Source organism: Aeromicrobium sp. CF4.19, from assembly GCF_051262555.1.
Taxonomy (GTDB): Bacteria; Actinomycetota; Actinomycetes; order Propionibacteriales; family Nocardioidaceae; genus Aeromicrobium.
In genome coordinates this window covers 60761-73594 of record NZ_JBIMEU010000004.1, presented here as the reverse complement: position 1 = coordinate 73594, position 12834 = coordinate 60761, and the positions used below count along the sequence as shown (strand labels likewise).

Here is a 12834-nt window from a genome sequence, read left to right as displayed (position 1 = left end):
GCTGCGATACTGGCGGGGATGAATCCCACCTACGCCGAGGTCGAGGCCGCCCTGCTGGGCCGCTGGCCCGAGACCCGGCTCGAGCCGTCGCTCGAGCGCATCACTGCCCTGCTCGACCTGCTGGGCGACCCGCAGTCCGCCTACCCAGTCGTCCAGCTCACCGGCACCAACGGGAAGACGTCGACGGCACGGATGATCGACTCCCTGCTGCGTTCGCTCGACCTGCGCACCGGGCGCTTCACCAGCCCGCACCTCGCATCGATGACCGAGCGCATCTGCCTGGACGGCGAGCCGCTGGAGCAGGAGGCGTTCGTGGACGCCTTCGCCGACGTCGCCGCCTACGCCCAGATCGTCGATGACTCCCAGCAGCACCCGCTCTCCTTCTTCGAGATGACGGTCGCGATGGCCTACGCCGCGTTCGCCGACGCACCCGTGGACGCAGCCGTCGTCGAGGTCGGCATGGGCGGTGCGTGGGACGCCACCAACGTCGCCAAGGCCCAGGTCGCCGTCATCACGCCCATCGCCGTCGACCACGGCGCGTACCTCGGGCGCGACGCCGTCGCCATCGCCCGCGAGAAGGCCGGCATCATCAAGCCGGGCAGCCACGTCGTCATCGCCGAGCAGGAGCCGGAGGTCATGGACGTGCTCGTGCAGCGCTGCATCGAGGTCGGTGCGACGGTGCTGCGCGAGGGCGTGGACTTCGGCGTCGCCGACCGGCTCGCGGCCGTCGGCGGCCAGCAGATCTCCCTGCAGGGAGTGGCGGCCCGCTACGACGAGGTCCTGCTGACGCTGCACGGTGAGTTCCAGGCCCGCAACGCCGCCCTCGCGCTCGCCGCCGTCGAGGCGCTCACCGGAAGCCACGAGCTCGACGCCGAGCTCGTGCGCACCGGGTTCGGCGAGGTCACCTCGCCCGGTCGCCTGGAGGTGGTCCGCCGCGGGCCGACGGTCATCATCGACGCCGCCCACAACCCGCACGCCATCGAGGCGGCCGTCACGTCCCTGCGGGAGGAGTTCACGCTCAGCCCGCTCGTCGTGGTGCTGGGCGTCATGGCCGACAAGGAGGTCGAGGAGATCGTCCGGGCGCTGGAGCCGGTCGCGTCCCACGTCGTCTGCACGCAGAACTCCTCGGACCGCTGCCTGCCCGCGGCCGAGCTCGGCGAGATCGTGGAGGACCTCCTGGGCGATGAGTCCATGGTCAGCGTCGTGCCCCGTCTGGACGATGCGCTCGAGCGGGCCATCGGCAAGACCGAGACGACCCAGGGCTACGAGGACGCCGTCGGCAGCGGCGGCGTGCTCGTGACCGGGTCCGTCGTGACGGTCGGGGAGGCCCGGACCCTGCTGACCGGACCCACGCCATGAGGGGACGCACGCCATGAGGGGCATGTGCGCGACGATGCTGACGTTCGAGGCCATCCTGCTCGGGCTCAGCGTGCCGGTGATGATCACCGTCGAAGACGTCCCCGCCGGTCTCGCCGCACCTCTCGGTCTCGGCCTCGCCGTGCTGTGCCTGCTCACCGCCGGGATGCTGCGCAAGCCGTGGGCCTACAACCTCGGCCACGCCCTCCAGGTCGGCTCGATCGCCCTGGGCCTCCTCGTCCCGATCATGTTCTTCATCGGCGCCATGTTCGCCGCGCTCTGGCTGGCCGCCTTCCTGCTGGGTCGGCGCATCGACGCCGATCGCGCCCGGTGGGCGGCCGAGGGCGAGCCCGGCCCGAGCTGAGTCGACCCGTGGGCGGGGCGGCTTCGGCGGAGTAGGCTCGAGGCATGGTCCGCGTGCTGGCCGTCGCCGACGAGGTCGCCGACTCCATCTACCACGAGAGCGTGCGCCGTCACGGCGCCGAGCTCGTGCTGGCCGCAGGTGATCTGCCATGGGACTACCTGGAGTTCCTGTCCTCCGCCCTGAACGTGCCGGTGGTCTTCGTCCCGGGGAACCACGACCCCGAGGTCGAGTCCCCGCAGGAGGGCATGCGCGGCCTTCTCACCGGCCACGGGATGCCCACCGACGACCCGCGCCCGCTCGGGTGCACCAATGCTGACGGGGCGATCATCGACGTCAAGGGCCTGCGGGTCGCCGGGCTGGGGGGCAGCATCCGGTACAACGGTGGCCCCAACCAGTACACGGACCGGGCCTTCGCCCGTCGTGCCGGTCGACTCCTCAAGCAGGCGGGCAAGCGCGGCGGTCCCGTGGACGTCCTGCTGACGCACTCACCGCCGCGCGGCCTCGGTGACGAGGACGACCGTCCCCATCGGGGGTTCGAGGCGCTGCCCGACGTGATCGGGTCGATGCAGCCGACCTGGCACCTGCACGGGCACATCCACCCCCACGGGTTCCGCAAGCCCGACCGCACGCTGGGCAGCACCACGATCCGCAACGTGATCCCGTGGCAGCTGATCGAGATCGAGCCGCGCGTGGGCGTCACCGCGACACTGCGACGAGGAGCCTGACGTGGTCAGCGACTCCGGCTCACCGCGGGTCGACGCCGAGAGCGACTTCATGCGCGCGCGACGCCACCAGGTGCTCTCCGGGCTCGCGGCGCGGGTGCGGGGCGGCGTCGACGACGTCGTGCAGTCGATGTCCTTCGACGAGGTCGTCGACGCGCTGGGCCGTCGGGCCGAGCACTACGTCGGGACCAAGGTGATCCCACTGGACGCCATCGTGGGGTCCGTCGACAAGGTGCGTGACTTCGACCGACGCTTCCGGCCGACGTCGGCCCGCAGCCGTCAGCGCTGGGAGCGGCTGGCGCGCGCCAGCCGCACCGGCGAGGAGATCCCACCGATCGAGGTCTACCAGATCGGCGACGTCTACTTCGTCCGCGACGGGCACCACCGGGTCTCGGTGGCCAGGAGCCTGCGCCTGGACGTCATCGACGCGCGGGTCACGGCGATCGAGACCTTTCTCGCGCCCGTCGGCATCGATGCGCGCGCCGACCTCGAGCGCAAGCACTGGCGTCGGATCATGCTCCAGCGGGCGCCCTTCACCGGTGAGGCGCGGGCGGCGGTGGCCGTGGACGACCCCTTCGACTACGGCGTCATCGCCGAGACCGTCGAGGCGTGGGCGGCCCGCACCATGCACGCCGAGGGCGCGTACATGGACAAGAAGACGATGGCGGCCCGGTGGTTCGCCGAGGAGTTCGAGCCCGTCGTCGCCATGATCGAGGAGGCGGGCGTGCGTGGCCCGGGCGAGCGCCCGGCCGCGGCCTACCTGCGCATCGCGGGGGAGCGGTACCGGCTCATCCGCGAGCACGAGTGGAGCGCCGAGGTCATGGACGCCGTCCGCTCCAAGGGCCGCCGCCGACGCTGATCCGCCGCCGTGACCGTGGCTGCTAGAGCCCGACGGTCAGGTTCTCGCCCGAGGCCGGGTCGAACAGGTGCATCCGGTCGGTGTCGATGAACAAGGTGGTGTTCTCATCGTCCGTGTCGGTGCTGGACGCGTCGAGCGAGACCACCAGCTGGGTGCGCAGCGACTCGCTGTCGGACTCGGCGGCGAGCTCGCGCAGCTGGTCCTGGACCTTGGCCTCGGCATCGTAGGGAACGTAGGCGTACTGCTGGTCCCCGAGCCACTCCCGGACGTCGATCTGCGCCTCGAAGGTGCGCGAGGTGTCCACGGACCCGTCATCGATGACGGAGACGTCCTCGAAGTGCTCGGGCCGGATGCCGGCCATGAGCAGGCCCTTGCCGGCTGTCCGCTCGGCCTTGTCCGCGGCCAGCGGGAACGTGCCGAAGGGCAGCGTCACCTGGCCGCCCTCGACGGTCGCGGGCAGGAAGTTCATCGGCGGTGAGCCGATGAAACCGGCCACGAACAGGTTGACCGGCTGCTCGTAGAGCTCACGGGGCGTGGCCAGCTGCTGCAGGTTGCCACGCTTCAGGACAGCCACGCGGTCGCCCAGCGTCATGGCCTCGGTCTGGTCGTGGGTGACGTACACCGTCGTGATGCCCAGCTTCTTCTGCAGACGGGCGATCTCGGTACGCATCTGGCCACGGAGCTTGGCGTCGAGGTTCGACAGCGGCTCGTCGAAGAGGAAGGCCTTGGCGTCGCGCACGATGGCCCGGCCCATCGCCACGCGCTGGCGCTGGCCGCCGGAGAGGTTGCCCGGCTTGCGCTGCAGGTGCTCGTCGAGGTCGAGCGTCTTGCTGGCCTCGCGGACCTTGGCATCGACCTCGCTGTCGCTGGCCTTGGCCAAGCGCAGCGGGAAGGCGATGTTCTCGTAGACCGTCAGGTGCGGGTACAGCGCGTAGTTCTGGAAGACCATCGACAGGTTGCGGTCGCGCGGGGCGAGGTCGTTGACCTTCGTGCCACCGATCACCATGTCGCCGGAGGTGATGTCCTCCAGGCCGACGATCATCCTCAGCAGGGTCGACTTTCCGCAGCCGGACGGCCCGACCAGGATCAGGAACTCCCCGTCGGCGACGTCGATGCTGATGTCGTTGACCGCGGGGAAGCCGTCCCCGTACTCCTTGACGATGTTCTTCATCTCGATGGTGGCCATGGATCAACCCTTCACTGCGCCGGCCGTGAGGCCCGCGACGATCTTGCGCTGGAAGAACAGGACGAGGACGACGATGGGGATGGTGGCGACGACGGCGGCGGCGGCCAGCAGCGAGGCCGGCCGGTTGAACGGGTCCGCACCGACGAAGAACGACAGCGCCGCGGGGATCGGGCGGGCGTTCTCCGTCGACGTCAGGGAGATGCCGAAGACGAAGTCGTTCCACGCGAAGAAGAACGTCAGGATCGCCGCGGTGAACACACCGGGTGCGGCGAGCGGCACGATGACCTTGCGGAAGGCCTGCCACGACGTGGCGCCGTCGACCTGGGCGGCCTGCTCCATCTCCCACGGGATCTCGCGGAAGAACGCCGAGAGCGTCCAGATCGCCAGGGGCAGTGTGAAGGAGATGTAGGGGATCATCAGGCCCCACCACGTGTCGTAGAGCCCGATGGTGCGCCACATGTCGAACAGGGGCCCGACGAGCGAGACGACCGGGAACATCGCGATGACCAGGGCGGTCGTCAGGACGAACTTCTTGCCGGCGAACTCCAGTCGCGCGATGGCGTAGGCCGCGAGGGTCGCGAGGGCCACGGACAGCACGGTGGCGCTCAGGCACACGACGACGGAGTTGCGGATGGCGAGCAGGAAGTTCTCGTCGGTCAGGACCTGCCGGTAGTTCTCGAAGCCGGCGCCGCCCCCGGACCGGGGGAGGAAGCCCGGGCTGCCGTTCGTCACGGCCTCCTGGGACTTGAACGACAGCGAGATGATCCAGGCGACCGGCAGCAGGCACCAGGCGAGGATGAGCGCGACTCCGAGCGTGGTGCCGATCTTCGACTTCAGGTCCTTGGACATGTCAGCTCTCCTGCCTGGCGGAGGAGAGGTCCACCCTGAACAGCTTGACGATGACGTAGGCGACCACGAGCACCGACAGGAACAGCAGCACCGAGAGCGCCGATCCGATGCCGAGCTGGAACTGCTCGATGACCTGCTTGTAGGTCAGGAAGGAGATCGACTCCGTGCCGTTGGCGCCGGCGGTCATCACGAAGATGTTGTCGAAGATGCGGTAGGCGTCGAGGGCGCGGAAGAGCACGGCCACCATGATGGCCGCCCGCATGTTCGGCAGGATCACCTTCCAGAGCCGCTGCCACCACGTGGCGCCGTCGACCTTCGCGGCCTCCAGCATGTCCTCGGACACCTGGGCCAGGCCGGCGAGCAGGAGCAGCGACATGAAGGGGGTGGTCTTCCAGATCTCCGAGGCCATGATGGCGATCATCGACGTCTCGTACTCGGCGAACCAGTTGAAGTCGGTGCCGATGAAGGGCAGCACGTCGTTGACGAAGCCGTTGGTGTTGGAGAAGGCGAACTGCCAGGCGAAGCCGGAGACGACGGTGATGATGCCGTAGGGGATGAGGATCGAGGTGCGGATGAGGCCGCGGGCGAAGATCACCTTGTGCATCACCATCGCGAAGGCGAAGCCGATGACGAGCTCGAAGAGGACCGTGACGACCATGATCATCACGGTGTTGGCGGTGGTGGTCCAGAACAGCCGGTCGGTCAGGGCGGTGAGGTAGTTGCCGAGGCCGATGAACTGGCGGTCGTCTGGCGCCGTCAGGGAGTAGTCGAAGAGCGACAGGTAGAGCGCCCGCAGCATCGGGAACGCGGTGACCAGCAGCATCAGGGCGACGACCGGGGCCACGAGCTTGAAGGCGAGTCGACTCTCGGCGCGAGAGCGGTCGGACGGCGGCGGCTTCGGCGCCTTCCGCTCCCTGTCAGGCTTCTCCTGCACGCCCGTGCTCACGTCGCCACCTCCGGGATGGGCTTCTGGTGGGTCACAGCAGTGCCTCTCCGCTCAGGATTGCCGAGAGGAAGTCGGCGGACTCGCTCGGCGTCGTCTCGGGGTCGACGGAGGTCGGTGAGTGCCACCGCGACTGCACGGCGGTGGAGATCTGGCTGTAGAAGGCGCTCTTGGGTCGCGGGCCGCCGGTGTCGATGCTGTCGCTGTAGAGCGCGAGCAGGTCGGCGGGGTAGGCCTCCTGCAGCTCGGGGGAGTCATAGACCGACTGCCGCGTCGGCATGAGGCCCTCGTTCACCGCGAGTGCCGCTTGCGCCTCGGAGGAGGACACGCACACCGCGGCCTCCTGGGCGAGATCGACGTTCTCGGAGAAGGCGCCGACGCCGATGTCGATGCCGCCGATCGGCGGACGCGACTCCTCGCCCTCGACGGTCTGCGGGTACCGGGCCCAGGCGAAGTCCTCGAACTCCTGCTCGTCCGCGGGACCGCCCGACTCACCGACGAGACCCTCGTAGTTCTTGTACACGAAGGTCCAGTTCGTCATGAACGAGCCGGGGCCGTCGGCGGGGAACATCTGGCCGAGGCTGGTGCCCTCGTTGGAGGTCGTGAAGTCCGGCTGGGCGGCGCTGGAGTCGGCGAGCCGCTGGATGACGGCGGCGGCCGCGGCGCCTGCCTCGGAGTCGATGGTGACCTCGGCGTCACGACCGTCCTCCACCGTGTCGGGGTCCAGGATGTCGCCACCGGCGCCCTGGATGAGGGAGTTGATCCAGACGACGTAGGCCTCGTAGCGGTTGGCCTGCACGCCCACGGTGCCGCCCTCGGCGTCGGCGGCGTCGATGACCTCGTCCCACGTGACCGGCTGGGTCATGTCCAGGCCGGCGGCCTCGGCCAGGGACTGGCGGTACCAGAGCACCTGGGTGTTGGCCCACTGCGGCGCGGCGACGACCTCGTCCTCCCACTGCACGGTCTCGGCCGCGCCCGCGAGGACGTCGTCGTCCAGCACCGCGTCGGCCTGCTCTCCCTCGAAGGGGGCGAGCCACCCGGCGTTCGCGAACTCCGGCACGAAGACCGGGTCCAGACTCATCAGGTCGGTGGAGCTGTCGCTGGCCGCCAGACGGCGGGCGAGCTGGGTGCGCTGGTCGGTGGCACTGGCGGGCAGGAGCTGGATGGCGATGTCGTACTCGTCGGTGCTGCACTGCTCGGCGAGCTCGTTGAGCGTGTCCTGCCCGTCCGGATTGATGTACCAGTTGAGCGTCGGCTTGCCCTCGGACCCGCCGCAGGCGGCCAGGGTGCCCAGCGCGAGCACCGAGGCAGCGGCTGCCACCGCGATGCGTGGTCTCGGTCGCCTCACCATGTCCGCCTTCTTCCCGCCGTTGTGACGATGCTCACGTCATGAGCAACCTACGCGCGGGTCGAGTCACGGTGCAACACGGGGCCAGGGCAGTCGGGCCCAGACGGTCACGTCCGTCGGCACGCTCGTGTCGACGAGAGTGCCGGTCGCGACGAGGACCTGCGCCCCCTCGGGCAGGCGGACCGGGTCGGGCCCCGGGTTCGCGACCACGAGGACGCGGACGCCGTCGGGCGTCGTGGACGTGAAGACGACGGCGGACTCCGGGTGCTCCTCGGCCCAGGTCAGGGACCCGCGCCCGAGCCGCAGGTCTCGGCGTAGGCCCAGCAGCGAGCGGTACAGCTCGAGCGTCGACCCCTCGACGCCGCGCTGCTGGTCCGGGGAGAACCCCTCGAAGCTGGACGGCTGTGGGAGCCAGCCCTCGCCGGGCCCGAAGCCAAGGCTGGGGCCGTCCGCCGACCACGGCACGGGGACGCGGCAGCCGTCGCGGCCACGGCTCGTGTGCCCGGACCGGACCCACGTCGGGTCCTGGCGGGCGTCGTCGGGCAGCGTCGTGGCCTCGGGCAGCCCCAGCTCCTCGCCTTGGTAGAGGTAGGCCGAGCCGGGGAGCGCCAGCATGAGCGCGGTGAGGGCCCGGGCGCGACGCAGCCCCAGGGCCGCGTCGGGCTGGGGATCGGCGGCACCGATGCCGGCGATCCGCTGGGTTCCGGGGCGCTGCTCATAGCCCAGGCGCGTGGCGTGCCGGACGACGTCGTGGTTGGAGAGCACCCAGGTCTGGGGCGCCCCCACGGTCTCCGCGCTGCGCAGGGTCTCGGTGATCCGGGTGCGCAGATCCTCGGCGAGCCACGGGGCCTTGAGGAAGCTGAAGTTGAACGACTGGTGCAGCTCGTCGGGCCGCACGTAGCGGGCCAGCGCCTCGGGCGGCTGGACCCACGCCTCGGCGCACAGGAGGCGATCGTCGTCAGCGGCCCACACCTCGGAAGGGGTTGGGCCACCTGACGAGGAGGCGTAGGAGTCGACCAACCGCCGCCAGCGCCGGTAGATGTCGTGCACCGCTGGCTGGTCCCACATCGGCAGGAGGCTCGTGTCGTCGACGTTCGGGTCCAGCGTCAGGTCGGCGTCGGGCAGACCGTCGGCCTTGGCCAGGCCGTGGGCGACGTCGATGCGGAAGCCGTCCACGCCGCGATCGAGCCAGAACCGCAGCACGTCCTCCAGCTCGTCCTGCACGACCGGATTGGTCCAGTCCAGGTCCGGCTGGGTCACGTCGAACAGGTGCAGGTACCAGAGGGCGGGGGAGGTCGCACGGTCCTCGGACTGCTGCGCCTCCCACGACCCGGGCAGGCTGTCGACGCGCGTCCACGCCCGTCCGCCGAAGTTGCTCACCCAGTTGTTGGGCGGCTCCGAGCCGTCGGGGCCACGTCCCTCACGAAAGACGTAGCGTGCCCGCTCGGCACTGCCCGGGGGCGAGGCCAACGCCTGCCGGAACCACGGGTGCTCGCTCGAGGTGTGGTTGGGGACGATGTCCACGATGACGCGCAGCCTGAGGTCGTGCGCACGGGCCACGAGCGCGTCGAAGTCCGCCAGGGTCCCGAACAGCGGGTCGACGCCCGTGAAGTCGGCCACGTCGTACCCACCGTCCTGCTGCGGGGATACGTAGAACGGCGAGAGCCACAGGGCGTCGACCCCGAGGTCGACGAGGTGCTCCAGCCGGGACGTGATCCCGGGCAGGTCGCCCACGCCGTCGCCATCGTCGTCGGCCCAGGAACGTGGGTAGACCTGGTAGATGACGGCATCGCGCCACCACGGCTGCGTCGGCATGTCGGCTTCCCTGCATCTCGGCGATCAGACGGTGTCCATCAGGACGGGGACGACGCTACCGAGGGGGTCGGCGAACAGCCGTCCCCGGGCGGTACTTTGGCGCCATGTCCCAGCGCACCCTCGTCCTGCTCAAGCCCGATGCCGTCCGTCGCGGACTCGTGGGCCAGATCCTGTCCCGCTTCGAGGCCAAGGGGCTGACGATCGTCGCCATGCAGCACCGGCGCATCGACCCCGCCATGGCCGACGAGCACTACGCCGAGCACGTCCAGCAGCCCTGGTACCCGCCGCTGCGCGAGTTCGCCGTCTCCGGGCCGCTCGTGGCGCTCGTGCTCGAGGGCGACGAGGCCATCGCCGTGGTCCGCGCGCTCAACGGAGCGACCGACGGCCGCCAGGCGGCGCCCGGCACGATCCGCGGCGACCTCTCGCTGTCCAACCGCGAGAACCTCGTGCACGCCTCCGACTCCGAGGAGTCCGCCGCGCGCGAGATGGCGCTCTGGTTCCCGGCCGAGGTCTGAGCGTTCGACCGGTGGACCCCGAGCGACGAGGCTCGGCGTCTTTCGCTCAGACGGCCTCGGGGCCGGGGAGCCCAGGCGCGTCGGACGGGCCGGCCCACGGGACGTCGAGGTGGGCCAGCACGGCGTGGAACCGTCCACGCACCTCCTCGGGCAGCCACACCACGTCGTGCGACTGCGACGCGAGCTCGACCGGCTCGGTCAGCGTCATGGCGTCCACGGCCTGTCGGGGCGCGTCCTTGCCGCCGGTGCCGACCGGCTCAAGCTCCACGAGCGTCACCTTCAGGCTGACCGGTGCCTCGTTGCGGTTGACGACGCCCACGCCCCAGAACTCCGTGGGGTCCAGCGTCGCGTGCTCGGTCATGTCGACCATGAGCGCCTCGATCGGCGCTGTCGCGTCGGACAGGTCCAGCTCCTGCACGTCGACGGCGGAGACGTTCACCCCGCGCACGTTGCGAGCGCCCATGCCATGGAAGTGCAGCACGTCGACGCCCTCGCAGCCCGGCGGCACCACGACGGCCCCGCGATCCATGCCGAGCACGGTGCCGATCTCCACGTGGGGCAGCGGTCGACCGTAGAAGTCCACCGCCGAGAACTGCAGCACCGGGCGCAGCCCCGCCTCGGTCGCGTTGCGCAGCGTCACCGTCTGATCGAGCGCCCCGTCCTTGCCGTGCGGCGCGTAGGTGACCGCGAGGCCCGGTCGGTCCCGTCTGGAGAACAATCCCATGGCCGCGAGGGTAGCGACCTGCACCGTGCCTGTCGCTAGTGGTGTGTCTCGGAATTGGCTTCCCATCACGAGCAGGTTCCGGCGCCCGGCTGACAAGGCCGAGGAGAGAGGCATACCGGTGTTGTATGGCGACCGACGAGAACGTAGTCAGGCGGGATGCCGGGGGCTGCGAGGGGGAGTCAAATCTGGGACGCACCACTAGGCTGGTCGCCATGCCGGTCACGTCGCTGTTCCCCCGCCTCGAGCCGTTGCTGCCCGGCGTCTCCAAGCCGATCCAGTACGTGGGGGGCGAGCTCAACGCCACCGTCAAGGACTGGGACGACGTCAGCGTCCGCTGGGCCCTGATGTACCCCGACGCCTACGAGGTCGGCCTGCCCAACCAGGGCGTGCAGATCCTCTACGAGGTCCTCAACGAGCGCGACTGGATCCTGGCCGAGCGCACCTACGCCGTCATGGCCGACATGGAGGCGGTGATGCGCGAGAACGGCGTCGAGCAGTTCACCGTCGACGCCCACCGTCCGGTGCGTGCCTTCGACGTGCTGGGCATCTCCTTCGCCACCGAGCTGGGCTACACCAACATGCTCACCGCGCTCGACCTCGCGGGCATCGCTCTGCACTCGAAGGACCGCACCGAGGACGACCCCGTCGTGCTCGCCGGCGGGCACAGCGCCTTCAACCCCGAGCCGATCGCGGACTTCGTCGATGCCGCGGTCCTGGGCGACGGCGAGGAGATCGTCCTCGCGATCAGCGACATCATCCGCGAGTTCAAGGCCGAGGGCAGTCCCGGTGGACGCGAGGAGCTGCTGTTCCGGTTCGCGGCCACGGGGGGCATCTACGTCCCCAGGTTCCACGACGTCAGCTATCTCCCGGACGGGCGCATCGAGAAGGTCGTGCCCAACCGTGCGGGCGTGCCGTGGCGTGTCACCAAGCACACGCTGATGGACCTCGACTCCTGGCCGTACCCCAAGGCGCCCCTCGTGCCGCTCGCCGAGACGGTTCACGAGCGCTACTCCGTGGAGATCTTCCGCGGGTGCACCCGCGGCTGCCGCTTCTGCCAAGCCGGCATGATCACCCGGCCGGTCCGCGAGCGCTCCATCGAGACGATCGGCTCCATGGTGCAGAACGGTCTGGAGAAGTCCGGCTACCAGGAGGTCGGGCTGCTCTCGCTCTCCAGCGCCGACCACACCGAGATCGGCGAGGTCGCCAAGCAGCTCGGTGACCGCTACGAGGGCACCAACACCTCCCTCTCCCTGCCGTCCACGCGCGTCGATGCCTTCAACATCGCCCTGGCCAACGAGTTCAGCCGCAACGGCCGCCGCTCCGGCCTGACGTTCGCCCCCGAGGGCGGCAGCGAGCGGCTGCGCAAGGTCATCAACAAGATGGTGACCGAGGAGGACCTCGTCCGGACGGTCACCGCCGCGTACTCCCACGGATGGCGCCAGGTGAAGCTCTACTTCATGTGCGGCCTGCCCACCGAGACCGACGAGGACGTGATGCAGATCGGCGAGCTCGCCAAGCGCGTCATCGAGGTGGGACGCGAGGTCTCCGGTCGTCGCGACATCCGCTGCACCGTCAGCATCGGCGGGTTCGTGCCCAAGCCGCACACCCCGTTCCAGTGGGCCTCGCAGCTGGACCACGAGACCACCGACGAGCGGCTGCGCAAGCTCCGCGCGTCCGTCCAGTCCGACAAGCGCTTCGGACGCGCGATCGGCTTCCGCTACCACGATGGCAAGCCCGGCATCGTCGAGGGACTGCTCTCGCGCGGCGACCGCCGGGTCGGTCGGATCATCGAGGCGGTCTGGCGCGACGGGGGTCGCTTCGACGGCTGGAGCGAGAACTTCTCCTACGAGCGCTGGCGCGCCATGACGGTCGAGGCGCTGGCCGACGAGGTCGTCGACCTGGACTGGTACACCACGCGCGAGCGGGAGCACGACGAGGTGCTGCCGTGGGACCACCTGGACTCCGGCCTGGACAAGGACTGGCTGTGGGAGGACTGGGAGGACGCCATCGACCCCGACGGGCCGGTCGAGGTGGACGACTGCCGGTGGACGCCCTGCTTCGACTGCGGCGTCTGCCCCGAGCTCGACCTGGAGATCCAGGTCGGTCCCACCGGCAAGACCCTGCTGCCGCTCACCGTCGTCTGACCCCGCCCG

The 12834-nt window shown here is 70.0% G+C and carries 12 protein-coding genes; 6 read left to right on the top strand and 6 right to left on the bottom strand.

Features of this window, described 5'->3' with window-relative positions; genetic code table 11:
- Positions 1–18: 18 nt before the first annotated feature.
- From ACHAAC_RS10205 to ACHAAC_RS10190, 4 genes are read left to right on the top strand one after another with little or no spacing between them, the layout of a single operon-like run.
- A complete protein-coding gene (locus ACHAAC_RS10205; protein ID WP_435716084.1) occupies positions 19–1359 on the top strand; it encodes a bifunctional folylpolyglutamate synthase/dihydrofolate synthase in 1341 nt (446 codons plus the stop codon).
- Positions 1360–1372: 13 nt separating this feature from the next.
- Entirely contained in the window at positions 1373–1720 is a 348-nt protein-coding gene (locus ACHAAC_RS10200; RefSeq protein ID WP_435716082.1) for a DUF4233 domain-containing protein, read from the top strand.
- 44 nt (positions 1721–1764) lie between these two features.
- Entirely contained in the window at positions 1765–2445 is a 681-nt protein-coding gene (locus ACHAAC_RS10195) for a metallophosphoesterase family protein (RefSeq protein WP_435716080.1), read from the top strand.
- Position 2446: 1 nt separating this feature from the next.
- Entirely contained in the window at positions 2447–3301 is an 855-nt protein-coding gene (locus ACHAAC_RS10190; protein WP_435716078.1) for a hypothetical protein, read from the top strand.
- 22 nt (positions 3302–3323) lie between these two features.
- Here ACHAAC_RS10190 and ACHAAC_RS10185 read toward each other — a convergent pair whose 3' ends face one another.
- From ACHAAC_RS10185 to ACHAAC_RS10165, 5 genes are all read right to left on the bottom strand, one after another.
- Positions 3324–4487, bottom strand: a complete 1164-nt coding sequence (locus ACHAAC_RS10185; RefSeq protein ID WP_435716076.1) for an ABC transporter ATP-binding protein — start codon at positions 4485–4487, stop codon at positions 3324–3326.
- A gap of 3 nt (positions 4488–4490) precedes the next feature.
- Positions 4491–5336 carry a carbohydrate ABC transporter permease gene (locus tag ACHAAC_RS10180; protein WP_435716074.1) on the bottom strand — a complete coding sequence of 282 codons (846 nt, stop codon included), beginning with the start codon at positions 5334–5336 and terminating at the stop codon, positions 4491–4493.
- A gap of 1 nt (position 5337) precedes the next feature.
- On the bottom strand, positions 5338–6282 hold the full coding sequence (locus tag ACHAAC_RS10175) for a carbohydrate ABC transporter permease (RefSeq protein ID WP_435716073.1): 945 nt from the start codon (positions 6280–6282) through the stop codon (positions 5338–5340).
- A gap of 31 nt (positions 6283–6313) precedes the next feature.
- Positions 6314–7630 carry an extracellular solute-binding protein gene (locus ACHAAC_RS10170; protein WP_435716071.1) on the bottom strand — a complete coding sequence of 439 codons (1317 nt, stop codon included), beginning with the start codon at positions 7628–7630 and terminating at the stop codon, positions 6314–6316.
- 63 nt (positions 7631–7693) lie between these two features.
- Positions 7694–9442 (bottom strand): glycoside hydrolase family 13 protein, encoded by a 1749-nt coding sequence (locus ACHAAC_RS10165; protein WP_435716069.1) that lies wholly within the window; start codon positions 9440–9442, stop codon positions 7694–7696.
- 104 nt (positions 9443–9546) lie between these two features.
- Between ACHAAC_RS10165 and ndk the strand changes: the two genes are divergently transcribed.
- The gene (gene ndk, locus ACHAAC_RS10160; RefSeq protein ID WP_435716068.1) at positions 9547–9957 is read left to right on the top strand and encodes a nucleoside-diphosphate kinase; all 411 of its coding nucleotides are present in this window, start codon (positions 9547–9549) and stop codon (positions 9955–9957) included.
- 46 nt (positions 9958–10003) lie between these two features.
- On the opposite strand, the gene ACHAAC_RS10155 is transcribed toward ndk, so the two are convergent.
- On the bottom strand, positions 10004–10681 hold the full coding sequence (locus ACHAAC_RS10155; RefSeq protein ID WP_435716066.1) for a hypothetical protein: 678 nt from the start codon (positions 10679–10681) through the stop codon (positions 10004–10006).
- A 212-nt stretch (positions 10682–10893) separates the two neighbouring features.
- On the opposite strand from ACHAAC_RS10155, the gene ACHAAC_RS10150 reads away from it, so the two are divergent.
- The gene (locus tag ACHAAC_RS10150) at positions 10894–12825 is read left to right on the top strand and encodes a TIGR03960 family B12-binding radical SAM protein (protein ID WP_435716065.1); all 1932 of its coding nucleotides are present in this window, start codon (positions 10894–10896) and stop codon (positions 12823–12825) included.
- Positions 12826–12834: the final 9 nt, after the last annotated feature.